This window comes from Pseudomonas sp. KCJK9016 (genome assembly GCF_046231795.1).
In the GTDB taxonomy this organism is placed as follows: Bacteria; Pseudomonadota; Gammaproteobacteria; order Pseudomonadales; family Pseudomonadaceae; genus Aquipseudomonas; species Aquipseudomonas bananamidigenes.
This window is the reverse complement of record NZ_JBJJMM010000006.1, coordinates 57,321-73,598: the sequence shown is the minus strand read 5'-3', so window position 1 is coordinate 73,598 and position 16,278 is coordinate 57,321. Positions and strand designations below refer to the sequence as shown.

Below are 16,278 nucleotides of genomic sequence, written 5' to 3'. Positions count from 1 at the left end.
TTATTGACTTCAAGCGCCGCTTCGCGAGCAGGCTCGCGAAGGGGACAACCCGGATATCAAGCCAATCAATGCAAGCGCTTGCGGCACATCAATTGGGCCATTTTCGCGGTATCCGGGCGCTCGACGATGCCTTTCTCGGTAACGATCGCGTCGATCAGGTCTGCCGGGGTCACGTCGAACACCGGGTTGAACGCCTCGACATCCGCCCCGACACGTTTGCCGCCGACTTCCAGCAGCTCGGCGCCATCGCGTTCCTCGATCGGAATGTCATCACCGCTGGCCAGATTCATGTCGATGGTCGAACTCGGCGCCACCACCATGAAGCGCACGCCATGGTGCATGGCGTTGACCGCCAGTTGATAGGTACCGATCTTGTTCGCCACGTCGCCATTGGCGGTAATCCGGTCCGCACCGACGATCACCCAGGTCACGCCTTTGGTTTTCATGATATGCGCGGCGGCGGAATCGGCATTGAGGGTCACCGGAATGCCTTCGTTGGCCAGCTCCCACGCCGTCAGACGCGAGCCTTGCAGCCACGGACGGGTTTCGTCGGCATAAACGCGCTCCACCATGCCTTCGATGAATGCGGCGCGAATCACGCCGAGCGCCGTACCGAAACCGCCGGTCGCCAGGGCGCCGGTGTTGCAATGCGTGAGAATCGCCTGGGCATTGCCCTGATGCTTGCGGATCAGGTCGACGCCGAGCTGCGCCATGGTCAGGTTGGCTTCGCGATCGCTTTCATGAATAGCAATGGCTTCAGCCTCGAGCGCCACCAGCGGATCGGTGTTGTCTTTCAGGCGATCCAGCCGGTCGTGCATGCGGTTCAATGCCCAGAACAGGTTGACCGCCGTCGGGCGGGAATCGGCCAACAGCATGAAATCCTCTTCCAGCGCGGCATACCAGTCGCCACCTTCGGCGATCCGGGCATGGGCCGCCAGCACGATGCCGTAGGCGGCACTGATACCAATGGCTGGCGCACCGCGCACCACCATCGAGCGAATCGCTTCGGCCACGCCGGCGGCGCTGGTGTAGGCGATCCAGTTTTCCTCGAACGGCAAAACGCGCTGATCCAGCAGGTAGAGCGCGCCATCTCGCCAATCGATGGCTTTCACTTTCTCCGCAGCCAACAGTCGATCGCGCATCCCTCACCCCGCACTCATGAACAAAAGCCGCCGATTATAGCGATCCCCCCGCGAAGACGCTCGGGTATACTTCGCCATCCTTTACAAAAGCACTGGAACCGACCCTCGATGCCGAAACCTGCCATTGCGCTCGACTTATTATTGCTGCCGACCTGGCTGGTCCCCGTCGAACCGGCAGGCGTAGTGCTCAAAGAGCATGGCCTGGGCATCCGCGACGGTCGCATCGTGTTCATCGGCCCGCGCGCCGAAGCCTTGAAGTGCAATGCCTCCGAAACCCGCGAACTGCCGGACGTATTGCTCGCACCCGGCCTGATCAACGCCCATGGACACGCGGCCATGACCCTGTTTCGCGGTCTGGCCGACGATCTGCCGCTGATGACCTGGCTGGAAAACCACATCTGGCCGGCCGAAGGCAAATGGGTCGATGAAGCCTTCGTGCGTGACGGTACCGACCTGGCCATCGCCGAGCAGATAAAAGGCGGTATCACCTGTTTCTCGGACATGTACTTCTTCCCGAAGGTTGCCTCTGAGCGCGTCCACAACAGCGGAATCCGCGCACAGATCGCCATTCCGATCCTCGATTTCCCGATCCCGGGCGCGGCCAGCGCCGATGAAGCCATTCGTCAGGGCGTCGAGCTGTTCGGCGACCTGAAGCATCACGATCGCATCAAGATCACCTTCGGCCCTCATGCACCCTACACCGTGGGCGACGAGAACCTGGAAAAAATCCGCGTGATCGCCGAAGAGCTGGACGCCTCGATCCACATGCATGTCCACGAAACCGCCTTCGAAGTGCAGCAAGCGCTCGAACAGCGCGGCGAACGGCCACTGGCCCGCCTCGACCGTCTGGGCCTGCTCGGCCCGCGCTTCCAGGCCGTGCACATGACACAGATCAGCGATGAGGACCTGGCGTTGCTGGTAGAAAGCAACACCAGCGTGATCCATTGTCCGGAGTCGAACCTGAAACTGGCCAGCGGCTTCTGCCCGGTGGAGCGCCTGTGGCAGGCCGGGGTCAACGTCGCGGTCGGGACCGATGGCGCGGCCAGCAACAATGACCTCGACCTGCTGGGCGAAACCCGCACCGCAGCATTGCTGGCCAAGGCTGTCGCCGGCTCGGCCACAGCGCTCGATGCCCATCGGGCGCTGCGCATGGCCACGCTGAACGGTGCGCGGGCCTTGGGAATCGAAGCCGAAACCGGCTCCCTGGAACTCGGCAAGGCCGCGGACATGGTCGCGTTCGACCTTTCCGGGCTGGCCCAGCAACCAGTCTATGACCCGGTCTCGCAACTTGTTTACGCCACTGGGCGGGACTGCGTGAAACACCTGTGGGTCGCCGGCAAGCAGTTGCTCGATGACCGCCGCCTGACGCGCCTGGACGAACAGCAGCTCGGCGAAACCGCCCGGGCCTGGGGCCGGCGCATCAGCGGCCACACCGAATCGTAACAACCCCGGGACAAACGCCGGGGTTACAGCCTTTTTCAAGTTTTTCGAGGATTGAATCATGAGCAACGTCGACCACGCCGAAATCGCCAAATTCGAAGCACTGGCCCATCGCTGGTGGGATCGTGAAAGCGAGTTCAAACCGCTGCACGACATCAACCCGCTGCGGGTCAACTGGATTGATGAGCGCGTCAATCTGGCCGGCAAGAAGGTCCTCGACGTCGGTTGCGGAGGCGGCATCCTCAGCGAAGCCATGGCCCAGCGCGGCGCAACCGTGACCGGCATCGACATGGGCGAAGCGCCGCTGGCGGTCGCACAGCTGCATCAGCTGGAATCCGGCGTGAACGTCGAATACCGACAAATCACCGCCGAAGCCCTGGCAGAGGAAATGCCCGAGCAGTTCGACGTGGTCACCTGCCTGGAAATGCTCGAACACGTACCGGATCCATCCTCGGTGATCCGCTCCTGCTTCCGTATGGTCAAGCCCGGCGGCCAGGTGTTCTTCTCCACCATCAACCGCAACCCGAAGGCCTACCTGTTCGCCATCGTCGGCGCCGAATACATCATGAAGCTGCTGCCGCGCGGCACCCATGACTTCAAGAAATTCATCCGCCCGTCCGAGCTGGGCGCCTGGAGCCGCATGGCCGGCCTGACCGTAAAGGACATCATCGGTCTGACCTACAACCCGCTGACCAAGCACTACAAGCTGTCGGCGGACGTTGACGTCAACTACATGATCCAGACCCTGCGCGAGGAATAAGCCGATGGCCATCAGAGCAGTCCTTTTCGACATGGACGGCACTCTGCTCGACACCGCGCCGGACTTCATCGCCATTTGCCAGGCGATGCGCGCGGATCGCGGCTTGCCGCCCATGAACGACAAACACATCCGCGACGAAATCTCCGGCGGCGCCAGAGCCATGGTTGCGGTGACCTTTTCGATGGACCCGGAATCACCGGGCTTCGAGCCATTGCGCCTCGAATTCCTCGAACGCTACCTCGCCGGTTGCGCGGTTCACAGCAAGCTGTTCGACGGCATGGCCGAACTGCTGGCTGACATCGAGAAAACCAATCTGGTCTGGGGCGTGGTCACCAACAAGCCGCTGCGCTTCGCCGAGCCGATCATGCAGCAACTGGGGCTGGCCGAGCGCTCGTCTTTACTGATCTGCCCGGATCATGTCAAGAACAGCAAACCGGACCCCGAAATGCTGAACCTTGCCTGCAAGATGCTTGATCTGGACCCGTCGACCGTACTGTTTATCGGCGATGATCTGCGCGATATCGAGGCCGGCCGTGACGCCGGCACCCGGACTGTCGCCGTGACTTACGGCTATATCCATCCGGACGACAACCCGCGGCATTGGGGCGCGGACGTGGTGGTGGATCACCCGCTGGAGTTGCGCAAGGTACTGGATAACGCACTCTGCAGTTGCTGACCCGCAATGCAGAGCGGTCATGGCCGCATTCCCGGGCAATGCACGGGAATGACCGGAAGTTAACGGATTAGAGGTTTTTTATGTTTGATTACACCGCTCGCCCCGAATTGCTCAAGGATCGGGTGATTCTGGTCACCGGCGCCGGCCGCGGCATCGGCGCCGCTGCAGCGAAAACCTACGCAGCCCACGGCGCAACCGTGCTGTTGCTGGGCAAGACCGAAGCCAATCTGACCCAGGTCTATGACGAGATCGAAGCAGCCGGACATCCGCAGCCTGCCGTGATCCCGTTCAACCTCGAAACCGCCCTGCCCCATCAATACGATGAGCTGGCGGCGATGATCGAAACCGAATTCGGCCACCTCGACGGCCTGCTGCACAATGCTTCGATCATTGGTCCACGCACGCCGATCGAGCAATTGTCCGGTGAAAACTTCATGCGCGTCATGCAAGTCAACGTCAACGCGATGTTCATGCTGACCAGCACCCTGCTGCCACTGCTCAAACTGTCGCAGGATGCCTCGGTGGTGTTCACCTCCAGCAGCGTTGGCCGCAAGGGCCGCGCTTACTGGGGTGCCTATGGCGTGTCGAAGTTCGCCACCGAAGGCCTGATGCAGACGCTGGCCGACGAAGTCGACGGCGTGGCGCCGGTACGCTCCAACAGCATCAACCCGGGCGGTACCCGCACCAGCATGCGCGCCCAGGCATACCCGGGGGAAAATCCGCTGAACAACCCGACTCCGGAAGAGATCATGCCGGTCTATCTGTACCTGATGGGCCCCGACAGCGCGGGCATCAATGGCCAGGCGTTCAACGCCCAGTAATGCCATACGTCGCTTTTGTGGCCGTGGCGGGTTCCCGTCACGGCATACATTTGCCGCTTTGCGCAGGCCGTTTTCAGTCAAATAACCATCGCCCCTTCCAGCATCCCGATTACAACTCTTTGATTCACAAAGGCTTTGATAAATCCTGAACTGAATGACACGACTTTCGCTCTACATTCCCTCAAAGCACGCCGGTTGAAGGCACTCGGGCAAGGCCTGATTTCGATAGCTGACTAATTGTCATCGGGCAGACTAAACTTACCCCAAATGTCCTACGGGACTGATGGATCAGTATGACGCGCCGCCCATAGCCGCTCTCACCCAGCCTGTAAGACAGACTTACTGCTTAGGGGCTCACGCCATATGAAATCACCTACCCAGACCACTGCAATTGACTTCGACAGTGCCAAATTGCAACGCCTGGGCTTCGGTCAGCTGCCTCCGCTGTTGCAGCGACCTGTCAGCCTGTCGCAATTGCGCCAGCAAATGAGCCTGCAACTGCAAACCAGCCTCGAACCTCAACGTATCCTCGGTCTGTTCTTCCGTGAAGTTCAGCGTCTGGTGCCGCTGGACGCCATGACCTACGTGCACAATGGCAGCGACTTGCGCCTGGAGTTTGGTGCTCGCGGCCACCACTCCGTCAGTTACAGCCTCAGCCACGAAGGCGAGCATATGGGTGAGCTGGTGTTCCGCCGCAATCAACGGTTCAGTGAGCACGAACTGGGCAATTTCGAATCGCTCCTGTCGTCCCTGCTGTATCCGATGCGCAACGCTCTGCTCTATCGCGTCGCCACGCAAACGGCCCTGCGCGATCCGCTGACCGGCACCGGTAACCGCATCGCCATGGAGCAGACCCTGCAACGGGAGATCGAGATGTCCCGGCGTCATCTGCAGCCCTTGTCGTTGCTGATGCTCGATATCGACCACTTCAAGCAGATCAATGACCATCATGGTCACAGCGCCGGCGATGAGGTGCTCAAAGCCGTTGCGGCATCGATCAAAGACCAGTTGCGCAACGTCGACATGGTGTTCCGTTACGGCGGGGAAGAGTTTCTGATTCTGTTGTCCAACACCGGTCGCGAAGCCGCAGCGATGGTCGGCGAGCGTCTGCGTTATGCAACGCAGGCTCAGGACTATTATGCCGACGGCCAATTGATCGAGCTGACCGTGAGCCTCGGCTGCGCCACCCTGCTGCCGGGCGAATCGGCCGACAGTCTGCTGCGTCGCGCCGACAGCGCGTTGTATGTGGCCAAGCGTGAAGGGCGCAACCGCCTGACAATGGCCGGCTAGAAAAACCGTTCGACAGACAAAAAAACGGGAGTCCATGGGACTCCCGTTTTGTATGGGTGTTGCCGAAACTAGCTTTCGACCAGAGCCCGCCGCTCGCGACCGGCCATCACCCGCTCCGCCAGCTCCAGTTGCATGCAGCGTTCGAGGAACAGGTACATGTAGTCATAGCTCTTGCAGATGGCCTGGCGCAGCTCCGTCTGCAGTGCCCGACTCGGGTTCGTCCCCGCCAGGGTGCAGATGATTTCCAACGCCTCCCAGGGATGAGCATCATCATACTGGGCGTGCATCTTCAGCCACTTCATCGCCCGCTTGCGGTCTTCTTCCGGGAACGCGGCGGCGTATACACCGGTCGAGCAGACCAGCGCCGACCACTCCCCGGTCGCGCCTTCGATTGCATAGTTGGTGGCGGCGATGGCGACGATCAGCGAATCCGCCGAACTGGTGTGCCAGCACCAGTGACTCAGGGCATGCAGTTCCGGCGGTACCTGCTGAGCCTGCAGGTCTTCCAGGCTTACACCGTGGGCACGACTCCAGTTCAGCCAGTAGTCGGCATGGTTGAGTTCGACGCGGATGTTGCGCATCAGCCAGCGCCGCGCCATGTCTTCCCCGGGGTGGCGGGCGAATTTGGTCTTGGTGAGATTCTGCGCCATGTACAGCGCAAATTGCTCAACCACGGGCCAGCCCCCGATCAGGTACTGACGCATGGTTCTGGCGCTGAGCTTGTTATCACGCATGCGCAGGTAAAGTTCATGTTCGACAACCCGGCGTTTGCTCTCGCTGCAGTCCTGGATCAACTGTTGTGCCCAGGCAGGATAACTTGCAGCTTCCATGAGTGGTCCGGTTCGGTTGAATGTGTCGATCACTGTTCGGCTCCTTTTGATTTGTGATTGTAAGGATCGGCGAGAGATTTCAACGGAACGTGCCAGGCGCCTTGAACAACAGCGGCTGCGGTCTGGCGGGCCGACTTTGCAGACTGTCACAGTTAAACAATTGCGGGCGTTCGATGACATAACCCTGAGCGTAATCCACACCAATTTCAAGCAATGCCTGCTCGATCTGCGCTGTTTCTACAAACTCGGCAATTGTCTGCTTACCCATGACATGCCCGATGTGATTGATCACTTCGACCATGGCGCGGTTAATCGGGTCGTCCAGCATATCCTTTACGAAACTCCCGTCGATCTTCAGGAAGTCTACAGGCAAATGTTTCAGATAAGCGAATGAAGACATTCCGGCGCAAAAATCATCAAGCGAGAAATAACAACCCAAGCCTTTGAGTTCATTGATAAATCGGATCGCACTACCTAAATTTGCAATGGCGCTGGTTTCTGTAATTTCAAAACAAATCATTTCAGGCGGAACGCCATAGTTATCAAATTGCTCTCGAAGAAAGTGCAAGAAGGCGTCATCTCCGATAGTAATGCCTGAAAGATTAATCGCACACATTGCCAAAGGTTGTTCGCACTTGTCGTTAATACATTGAGCAATGACCCTGAATACATTCTGCACGACCCAGCGATCCAGCGATGTCATCAAACCGTAGCGCTCGGCCGCCGGTATGAAACTGTCCGGAAGTATCATCCGCCCCGCTTCATCGTGCAGACGCAGGAGGATCTCGATGTGCCCGCCGGTACCGCCGACAGCCGAGCCCAGCGGGGCGATTTCCTGGGCATAGAGACAAAAGCGGTTTTCCTCCAGAGCCATGTGCAGACGTTGCACCCAGGCCATCTCGCCAAAGCGCAAAGACAGTTCCGAATCGTCGGCATGGTAGACCTGCACCCGGTTGCGGCCTTTTTCCTTGGCCATGTAGCAGGCCATGTCGGCCGCCCGCAGCGAGGCTTCCAACGTGGTCGGAGTCTGGGCGACATGCACCAGACCAATACTGACGGTGGTCAGGAACGGCCGCCCTTTCCAGACGAAATGCAGGTTCTGCACCGTCTGACGCAGCCCTTCGGCGATTTTCTCGGCCGCTTCCGGCGCACAGTTTTCCAGCAGGATGCCGAACTCGTCGCCTCCCAGCCGAGCCAGCGTGTCCCCTTCCCGCAGACCTGACTGCAGCAAGGCGCAGATATGACGCAGCAACTCGTCACCTGCGGCATGTCCGCAGGTATCGTTGACCAGCTTGAACTGATCCAGATCGAGGAACATCAGCGCATGTCGGCCGGGCTGCCGGGCAAGATTGTGCAAGGCCTGTTCGAGGCGATATTCAAATTCGCGGCGGTTGGCCAGGCCGGTCAGCGCATCATGGGTCGCCTGCCACGACAGATTGGCGATGTATTGCCGCTCCTGGGTCATGTCATGCAGTACCAACACCGTACCGCTGACCTTGTCGGCATTGCGGATCGGTGCTCCCACCAGTGTCACCGATACGGTGCTCCCATCCAGACGCTGAATCAGTTTGGAATGTTCGCTGCCGCCAATGAGTCGACCGCTGAGAATATGCTCGATCAGGGTCTGCCCTTCGGTCTGCGCATTGTCGTCCAGAAGATTGAACAGCGCCGCCAATGGCAGCCCGGCCGCCTGCTCGGCTTTCCAGTGCGTCAAGGCTTCGGCGGCAGGGTTCATGTATTCGATGGCGCCGCTGACATCGGTAGTGATCACCCCGTCGCCAATCGACTGCAAGGTGATGTGGGCCCGGTCCTTTTCCAGTTGCAGGGCCTCGGCAAAGGCATGCCGCTGCTTGAGCAGTTTGCGGGTTCGCAGCAGCGCCAGCACGATCAGGCCCAACGCCGTGGCGAAGTTGGTGAACAGCAGCAGGCGCAGTATGACCCGTGAGCCTTCGCCCAGGGCATCGCTGAAGGCCTTTGCCGCCGGTGTCACGCCATCGTTTATCGCAAAGATCCGGTCCTTCCAGCGCCGGATATCCGCATCGGTGGCGGCGTCGGCGGTGATACGCCGATGCATCTCCTGCGCCACGTCGTCGAGCTCCACCAGATAGGCGTCGCCCAGCGTCCAGCGGTCAATGGCGGTTTCCAGATAACTGAAATGACGGAAATTGAGGTACAACCAGATCAGGCTGGAGACGTCGTCCGGATGGTTGCCGCCCTTGAGAATGCCCTCGCGAGCCGCCTGCAGATCGGGCGGCTGTCGGTCCAGCGCGAGACGCAACTGGTGGCCGCCCTGAGGCACGGCAATTGCGCCCTGATATTTGAGATAGATCGCCTCGTCACGACTGTCGGCATACAGATTGAGGTAATAGATGGCGTCCTTCTGGCCCTTGGACCAGAGGCTCTCGCCCGCCACATAGCCCCGAACGGCTGACAGGACATAAAGACTCACGCCCCCCAGCAACGCCTGAAACAGCACGACGGCAATAAATGGCCAGACGATGCCCAGCAACCGAGGCGTTCCGAGAGTCCGCTTTTGCTTCATGGTATTCCTTGCATGAGCACTGCTTGATCGTCCATCTCTTTGCGAGCATCTCCCCAAGACTAGGAGGCCTTGCCGGTTCCGGCAAGCGGCGGATCGGCCTCTGTGCAGCACAACCGTGAGGTGTAGATATATAACGCCGGCAAAGGGCTGCGGATCGTTTTACTGCGCACTCCCGTATCCGTAACTGGAACCTGCACAGGAATGCGACATGACAGACATGACGACCGACTCAACCACAACATCCAACGCCAGAGAACTTCGTGCCCGGCAGGCACTGGGGCTGGCCAGCGGCCCGGATATCGAAAACCTCATACCACCCGATGCGAGGGACAAAAAGCGCTTCAAAGCCTTGCAACGCTCGGCGCCCGATACCATGTCATCCATGACACTGGAGATGTTCAAGGCAAAGATCGTCAATGTGCAAATCATCGACACCGTCAATGGTTTCATGTCCGGCAGCCCCATGCTGATCCGCCGCCTGGGATCCGATGTACTGTTTGCACCTTCAGCCGAGGAAGTTCGCGCAACACCTTCTGTGTTTCTTGAACAAATCCTGAACTCCGCCCCCGCACAAGAGCTGGCCAATCGATTACTGACGAAACTCAAGTGGTATGGCGCACTTGCCGGCGAGCAGACTTCGGTCGCCGTACGCAACCAGTTGTTGTGCAAGGCCATATGCCTTTACCTGCATGCCCCGTCACTGGACGAGTCTCGACTCGCCGGGTTCGATTGGCAGGATCCGGCGCATCAGGGCAAAAACTATCAGACCCTACGCGACGATTTCGCCCGACACCTGCTACACACCAAAAGAGTCGCCACCACCAATGAATCGATAGTGCTGGCTCGTCTTTATCAAATGCAGCTGTCGAAAGACTTTCAGGTCGTAGATGTTCCGCCCGATCTGCGCTACAAAAGTTCGGTGGTTTGGGTCAATTTCATGCACGGCGTGTTGCTGGCTGATGAGTTCGGCCTTGATCGAGCGCAGCCGCTTTCCTTTCAACAACTTGTCAATTTACCGCTGGAACGCAGCATCAATGCTTCGACCGAAGAAATTGAGACCATTACGCGACTGAGAATCGGCCCGACACTCGATTGGGCAGTGTGCCAGGGCATCGTCCAGGCAAAAGCAGCATCCGATTACAGCGACGAGGAAATCAAGAAAGCACTGGCAGCGCTTGAAAGCCAGAATGAAAGCCTAAACAAAGCGATACAGTCTCTCGAACTTCGTCCGCCGGAAAGAATGCAGATGGCCAGACAGGTCCTGTTTAATTTGTTCAGAAGTCATTCTTTCACTCGACAGGGCTACACGTTGCTGGACGCTAAATCTTCCTACAGCGGCTTCAAATCCACACCTGACTTGAGACTTAGAGGCTACGAGTTTCTGGATCTCTATGCAGACGGGCAACTTGATGGCGGGAAGAGGTGGATCGTGTCCATGTTCGATGGCGTGACGCGCTCTACCACAGCTCTCAGACTTGATGAACAGCGAATTCTGCGCGCAGAGCGGGAGAATGAATGGGGCGGTTTTGACCGGGCTGAAGAAGGCGCTTACAAAAGTTGGGCAGGCAAGTTTCTGCCGGACATCAATGCTCGATTTGAGACCGCGTTCAGCAGCCACCTCGCGACCCTCAGATCGGCTTACCAGACCTTGATTCTGAGTCTGTTGAGCACCCTGCCACTGGCCGAACGCCGAATGATCGAGAGAGGCGCCATCAACTTGCTCGGCCTCCGCCATAAAGCCCGAAACGATGACAGGTTCGAACCTGTCAGGGCGAGAAAAGGGTTTGTCCTGCAAGTCACCAACGGCGATGACATCGCTTACTACGAACTCATTCCCAGTGCCGGGGTCATTCGCCGCCGGACCGGACTGCGATTTTCATACATCGGGGGCGAACGCACCGAGTTCCCCTTGCATGCCTCGATTCCCGGGCAAACCTATGACCCGGAAAGGGATCTGGCCACCAGCCTGCTGCTCGACTGGGCGGCTCATCTGCACGGCAAGCCTCCTGAAGAGCAGCAGTATTTCATAGGGTTCCTCGACTCGAAAGGCAAACTGCCTGGGGTTACAGCCTCCCTCGACAACTCCATCCCTCCAACCTCTCGGCTTGAAACACTGGCCGAATTCATCGCCCGGACATACCTCTACGTCGATGAAGAGCATTTGCGTATCCAGGCTCGTGGCGAGACCGTTTTCGATGTCACCCGTGCGAAATCCGAGCAGCGGCTGAACACCTTCAAGGCCATCGTCAAAGGATTCGTACCGTTCTGGGGCAGTATCGAAGACCTCCTTTCGGACGATACGACTCAAAAAGCCATGGGCGCAGGTGGCTTCCTGCTGGATCTCGCTTCATTTCTTTTCCCCGTCGGGAAATTCATTTCGGGAACGGTACGGTTGATCCGTGTCGCGAACACAGCCTCTCGCATGGCCGTCAAAGCGAGCCTGCCTTCCTTTGCGACGCTGACTCGCAAACTCCTGACCGCTACGGTGAGCAATCTGAACCCGTTGAGCGGCATTCCAACGTTGCTGAAGTCGACTGTCAGCGGTGTTCGCCGAGGGCTGCTTGGGATGGGTCGTCTGACTGTGGGTGGGATAAACAAGCTTACGGGTCATGCTGAAAGCTACCGACTGGTCCACAACTTGCCCCAGCACATCAATCCAGGACAATGGAAACCATTGACCGATGCTGATCGACTGGCAACCGTCAAAGGGGTCGATGACGTACCGGTGCGAAATACGAGCCTGACCGACCCCGGACGGTTCCACCTCATCGACCCGGCAACGTCCTTGCCCTATGGCCCGCGACTGTCCAGCCATCGGAACAACTTCAGTCAAGGTCGCTCAACGTTCACGACCCTTGCACAGACTGACTCCCATGTCCTCGCCGAGGTGCCTGAACACACCCACCTTCGGGAAATCCTTGAAGTCGATGGCCGTACTACGATGCTGATCGATGACATCCCCTACAGGCTGGACGGCCATCAGTTGCGTCGCGCTGATCTGATCGATGAAAAATCGATGTTCAAATCCATTCCTTGCCGGATGCGGCGTGCGCCGGGCAGCGATGTATGCGCGACGAGTTATGTCACGCGAACACCTGCGCCGACTCCGCCGCTGAACAGTCAGGACACGGACAAAGGGTGGGCGCAATGGTTCGGCGATACGATTTATACGCCAGCCATTCGATCGCAGCCGTTGCTGACAAGCGCCGTCAGTACCTACAAGCAGCTCAATGCCTCTTTGGAGTTTCAAAAGGGAATCTATGCACGCATCAAGGTTCGCCTGCCCTACAACGACCCCAAGAAATTCGACACGCTCGAAGTGGGGGCGATCATTGTTCCCGCAAAGGACGACTCGAAACACTACGTGTTCACTCGACTCGGCGCCGGAGATTTCTATGTCACCGAGCGCCTGCCGGGGCAGGTTTTTGCCGACCCTCTGGTTTTGCGCAAGGCCAACCCCTCACCGGGAAACCTGGATGATGAACTGAAGACGGTCTACATCGGCTCGCTCAATGCCAACAACACGGCACGGATCCACACCGTTCCAGAGATAGAACGCGCCCTCAGAACCATGGATGAAATCGCTATTCCGCTAGGCACTCCTGCCAACCCGCCAGCCGGCATGAAATGGTTGAAAGTGGACACCAGTTCCGGTGAGGCGCTGATGTTCGACCATCGAACGCGAATGATCGTCGCTCGGAACACCGAAGGTGCCGCGAGCTGGACACGGAGTACAGACGCTCCAGAGGCTTTGCGACAGCGAACGGCGGAAATTTTCGACATCCTGTTTCTATCACCGACGATCAAACCACCAGAGACCAACGCGTCGCTGCGTATCGAAGCCACGATGCAAAAACTGCAACACCTGCTGAGCCGATTCGAACGTACAAAGAATGCTCGCAACATTGCCTATGCCGAAGTCACCACCGCACAAGGCGTGCGAGAAGTTTATGTCAGCATTTCCGGTGCTCAGGGCACTACCAGACACCTGCCGCTGTTCCGGCACCTGGGCGCCAATCATGTAAAAATCGGTGACACGACTTACATCAACATCGACTACAGCCTTGCAGTGGGCAAGACAAACCTGGAATTGACGGATGGGGGGCGCCTGGCAGCGGTACCGCTGACTATCAAGAACATCGATACCTACACACCGACGTTGGCAGCCCGACCGACGTCTCTGGACAGCGAAAGCAAGTTGATACGCGTGATTCGCGATAAATACCCCGACCCACAGGAGCTGAAGTCAGTGGACGTCGCTACCACGATGCCCCCATGCGGGTCGTGCTCACTCGTCATGAAAGAATTCGGTCACCGAGGCGAAGCTGGCGCGCTGCAAGTGCTCTGGAATTAACTACATCCGCTGCAAATGCCCATACAGCTTGGCATACAACCCACCATCGGCAATCAGTTGCTGATGGTCGCCATCCTCGGCCACCTGCCCGCCGTCGAACACCAGCACCCGGTCCGCCTGTTTCACCGCTGACAGGCGGTGGGCAATGATCAGTGTGGTGCGACCATGGAGGAACTGCGCCATGGCCTGATGCAAGTTGTATTCGGTGGCGGCGTCGAGGGCCGAGGTGGCTTCGTCGAGGATCACCACTTTCGGCTGGGCGAGGATCATCCGCGCAATCGCCAGCCTTTGTCGCTGACCACCGGACAGGCGCACCCCGGAACGACCGACGATGCTGTCCAGTCCGTCCGGCAGCGCACGGATGGCAGGTTCGAGCTGGGCGATTTCCAGTGCCTGCCAGCAGGCCTCGTCGCTGCGGGTGCGACCCATGGTCAGGTTGGCGCGCACGGTATCGTTGAACAGAGCCGGGTGTTGCAGCACGACTGCGACGTTTTCCCGGACCGTTTCCAGACCGATCTGCTGCTGAGTCGATCCGCCGAAACGGATGGTACCGGCCAGAGGCGTGTACAGACCCAGCAGCAATTGCACGAGGGTGCTCTTGCCGCCGCCGCTGGCGCCGACGATCGCCACTTTCTCCCCCGGCGCGATGGACAGGTTCATCTGATCCAGCACCAGCTCATCGCCATAACCAAAGCTCAGGCCCTGCACTTCGATGCCGACCGTCTCGCGGCCCTTGAACGGGTCGACGCCGCCCGGATACTGCGGCTCGTTGGCACGGGCCAGCAGTTCGTTGATCCGCGACAGCGCACCGCCCGCTGCGTAATAGGCGTATTGCAGGTTCAGCAGTTGTTCGACCGGGCCGATCATGAACCACAGATAGCTGAATACCGCGAGCATCTGGCCGATGGACAGGTCGGAGAACAGCACCGTGAGCATCGCCGCCGCGCGGAAAATATCGATGCCGAACTGGAACAGCAGGCCACTGGCGCGGTTCGAGGCATCGGTCTTCCACTGCGAATTGACTGCGTAATTGCGCACTTCCTGGGCCCGCAGACCGAGACGCCCGAGAAAGTAGCCCTGACGATTGCCTGCCCGCACTTCCTGAATCGAATCGAGGGTTTCGCTCAAGGCCTGGGTGAAACGCGAGGTGCTGTCATTTTCCAGTTTCTTCAGGTGCTTGACCCGCTTGCCCAGTTGCACGGTGGCGTAGATCACCAATGGGTTGAACAGCAGGATCAGCAGCGCCAGTTTCCAGTGCATCCACATCAGGATGCTGGCAGTGCCGACCAGGGTCAGCATCGCCACCAGGAAACGACTGAGGGTTTCGCCGACAAACTTGTCGAGGGTATCGAGATCGGTCACCAGGTGCGTGGTCACCGTGCCGCTGCCCAGGCTTTCGTATTCGCCAAGGGAGATGCGCTTGAGTCTTTCGATCAGGCGCACGCGAATGCGATAGACGATGTCCTTGGCCAGCCGCGCAAACAGCCGGGCCTGCAACACGCCAAAACACAGGGCGCTGCAACGCAGGGTCAGGGTCACCAGCAGCATCAGGCCGATGTAGCCTGCCGCCTGCTGCCACGGGGTCGACAGCACATGGTTCATGACCTTCAGCGCTGCATCGCCACGACCGAGCAGGACTTCGTCCACCAGCAACGGCAACAGTAGCGGAATCGGCACGCTGCACAGCGTCGCCAGTACGGCAACGCCGTTGGCGATCCACAGGGATTTTTTGTGATGAAGTGCCAGACGCCGGACTTCTGCCCAGCTCAGCCGGTCGACACGCTTGACGGCTGGCGTGTCATCGGCGGGGTCAGACACAGGCGGCGCGCTCCAGCCATCGGCCGAGTAACGGTGACAACTCACTGAGCGGCTGGTAGCCGTTGGTCAGCAACGCGAGTTGGCCATTGCGTTCGGCGAGCAGGGTCGGGAATCCGGCAATGCCCAGATCCTGAACCCAGTTGAAGTCGGCCAATGTGGCCTCGTGCTGCTCGGCACGATCGAACAACGCAGCGAATTCGATGCGCGGCACGCCGGCCTGTTCCGCCAGTTCCACCAGCACGCTGGCGCGGGTGACATCACGGCCTTCGGCGTAGAACGCGTGCTGGATCAGGCCCAGCAGTTTCCATGCGCAATCCGGCGCAAGACTGCGCGCAGTGACGATGGCCCGACAGGCAGGTTCGGTGTCGTAGACAAAACCGTCCGGCAGCGCGCCTTCGAACTTGAACGGTTGGCCGGTGGCCTCGGTGACCGCCTGCCAGTGTTCAAGAATGTAGCGCCGGGTCGTCGGCTCCAGCGCCGCGCCACTGCCGGTGCGCAAACCGCCGACCACCAGGTGCAGTTCCACGCCGGCGGCCTGCGCCTGCTCCACCAATGCCTTGGCGACCGGGGCGAATCCCCAGCACCAGGAACACATCGGATCCATT

At 59.3% G+C, this 16,278-nt stretch carries 11 protein-coding genes; 6 read left to right on the top strand and 5 right to left on the bottom strand.

Annotation, left to right across the window (positions count from 1 at the left end):
- Positions 1-65: 65 nt before the first annotated feature.
- The gene (mtnA, locus tag ACK6BI_RS07475) at positions 66-1,142 is read right to left on the bottom strand and encodes an S-methyl-5-thioribose-1-phosphate isomerase (protein ID WP_409316549.1); all 1,077 of its coding nucleotides are present in this window, start codon (positions 1,140-1,142) and stop codon (positions 66-68) included.
- Positions 1,143-1,250: 108 nt separating this feature from the next.
- On the opposite strand from mtnA, the gene ACK6BI_RS07470 reads away from it, so the two are divergent.
- The 5 genes from ACK6BI_RS07470 (at position 1,251) to ACK6BI_RS07450 (ending at position 6,129) form a co-directional block, all read left to right on the top strand.
- Positions 1,251-2,585: a TRZ/ATZ family hydrolase gene (locus ACK6BI_RS07470; protein WP_409316548.1), complete on the top strand. Its 1,335-nt coding sequence runs from the start codon at positions 1,251-1,253 to the stop codon at positions 2,583-2,585.
- Positions 2,586-2,643: 58 nt separating this feature from the next.
- Complete coding sequence (ubiG, locus tag ACK6BI_RS07465) at positions 2,644-3,342, top strand: bifunctional 2-polyprenyl-6-hydroxyphenol methylase/3-demethylubiquinol 3-O-methyltransferase UbiG (RefSeq protein WP_409316547.1); 699 nt, start codon at positions 2,644-2,646, stop codon at positions 3,340-3,342.
- Positions 3,343-3,346: 4 nt separating this feature from the next.
- On the top strand, positions 3,347-4,018 hold the full coding sequence (mupP, locus tag ACK6BI_RS07460; protein ID WP_409316546.1) for an N-acetylmuramic acid 6-phosphate phosphatase MupP: 672 nt from the start codon (positions 3,347-3,349) through the stop codon (positions 4,016-4,018).
- Between the two features lie 80 nt (positions 4,019-4,098).
- Positions 4,099-4,839 (top strand): YciK family oxidoreductase, encoded by a 741-nt coding sequence (locus tag ACK6BI_RS07455; RefSeq protein WP_065257167.1) that lies wholly within the window; start codon positions 4,099-4,101, stop codon positions 4,837-4,839.
- A gap of 363 nt (positions 4,840-5,202) precedes the next feature.
- Complete coding sequence (locus tag ACK6BI_RS07450) at positions 5,203-6,129, top strand: GGDEF domain-containing protein (RefSeq protein WP_409316545.1); 927 nt, start codon at positions 5,203-5,205, stop codon at positions 6,127-6,129.
- Positions 6,130-6,197: 68 nt separating this feature from the next.
- Here the strand turns inward: ACK6BI_RS07450 and ACK6BI_RS07445 are convergent, their stop codons facing one another.
- Both ACK6BI_RS07445 and ACK6BI_RS07440 read right to left on the bottom strand, forming a co-directional pair.
- A complete protein-coding gene (locus ACK6BI_RS07445; RefSeq protein ID WP_409316544.1) occupies positions 6,198-6,959 on the bottom strand; it encodes a TenA family transcriptional regulator in 762 nt (253 codons plus the stop codon).
- 79 nt (positions 6,960-7,038) lie between these two features.
- Positions 7,039-9,501: an EAL domain-containing protein gene (locus tag ACK6BI_RS07440; RefSeq protein WP_409316683.1), complete on the bottom strand. Its 2,463-nt coding sequence runs from the start codon at positions 9,499-9,501 to the stop codon at positions 7,039-7,041.
- Positions 9,502-9,709: 208 nt separating this feature from the next.
- Between ACK6BI_RS07440 and ACK6BI_RS07435 the strand changes: the two genes are divergently transcribed.
- Positions 9,710-13,855: a hypothetical protein gene (locus ACK6BI_RS07435; RefSeq protein ID WP_409316543.1), complete on the top strand. Its 4,146-nt coding sequence runs from the start codon at positions 9,710-9,712 to the stop codon at positions 13,853-13,855.
- On the opposite strand, the gene ACK6BI_RS07430 is transcribed toward ACK6BI_RS07435, so the two are convergent.
- Both ACK6BI_RS07430 and ACK6BI_RS07425 read right to left on the bottom strand, forming a co-directional pair.
- Positions 13,856-15,673 (bottom strand): ABC transporter ATP-binding protein, encoded by a 1,818-nt coding sequence (locus tag ACK6BI_RS07430; RefSeq protein ID WP_409316542.1) that lies wholly within the window; start codon positions 15,671-15,673, stop codon positions 13,856-13,858. It abuts the gene before it with no gap.
- Entirely contained in the window at positions 15,666-16,268 is a 603-nt protein-coding gene (locus ACK6BI_RS07425; RefSeq protein ID WP_409316682.1) for a DsbA family protein, read from the bottom strand. The genes ACK6BI_RS07430 and ACK6BI_RS07425 overlap by 8 nt, the downstream gene beginning before the upstream one ends.
- Positions 16,269-16,278 lie beyond the last annotated feature (10 nt).

Coding starts and splice junctions, on each gene's coding strand:
- mtnA (WP_409316549.1), bottom strand. CDS start 1,142: ATGCGCGATCGACTGTTGGCTGCGGAGAAAGTGAAAGCCATCGATTGG.
- ACK6BI_RS07470 (WP_409316548.1), top strand. CDS start 1,251: ATGCCGAAACCTGCCATTGCGCTCGACTTATTATTGCTGCCGACCTGG.
- ubiG (WP_409316547.1), top strand. CDS start 2,644: ATGAGCAACGTCGACCACGCCGAAATCGCCAAATTCGAAGCACTGGCC.
- mupP (WP_409316546.1), top strand. CDS start 3,347: ATGGCCATCAGAGCAGTCCTTTTCGACATGGACGGCACTCTGCTCGAC.
- ACK6BI_RS07455 (WP_065257167.1), top strand. CDS start 4,099: ATGTTTGATTACACCGCTCGCCCCGAATTGCTCAAGGATCGGGTGATT.
- ACK6BI_RS07450 (WP_409316545.1), top strand. CDS start 5,203: ATGAAATCACCTACCCAGACCACTGCAATTGACTTCGACAGTGCCAAA.
- ACK6BI_RS07445 (WP_409316544.1), bottom strand. CDS start 6,959: ATGGAAGCTGCAAGTTATCCTGCCTGGGCACAACAGTTGATCCAGGAC.
- ACK6BI_RS07440 (WP_409316683.1), bottom strand. CDS start 9,501: ATGAAGCAAAAGCGGACTCTCGGAACGCCTCGGTTGCTGGGCATCGTC.
- ACK6BI_RS07435 (WP_409316543.1), top strand. CDS start 9,710: ATGACAGACATGACGACCGACTCAACCACAACATCCAACGCCAGAGAA.
- ACK6BI_RS07425 (WP_409316682.1), bottom strand. CDS start 16,268: ATGTGTTCCTGGTGCTGGGGATTCGCCCCGGTCGCCAAGGCATTGGTG.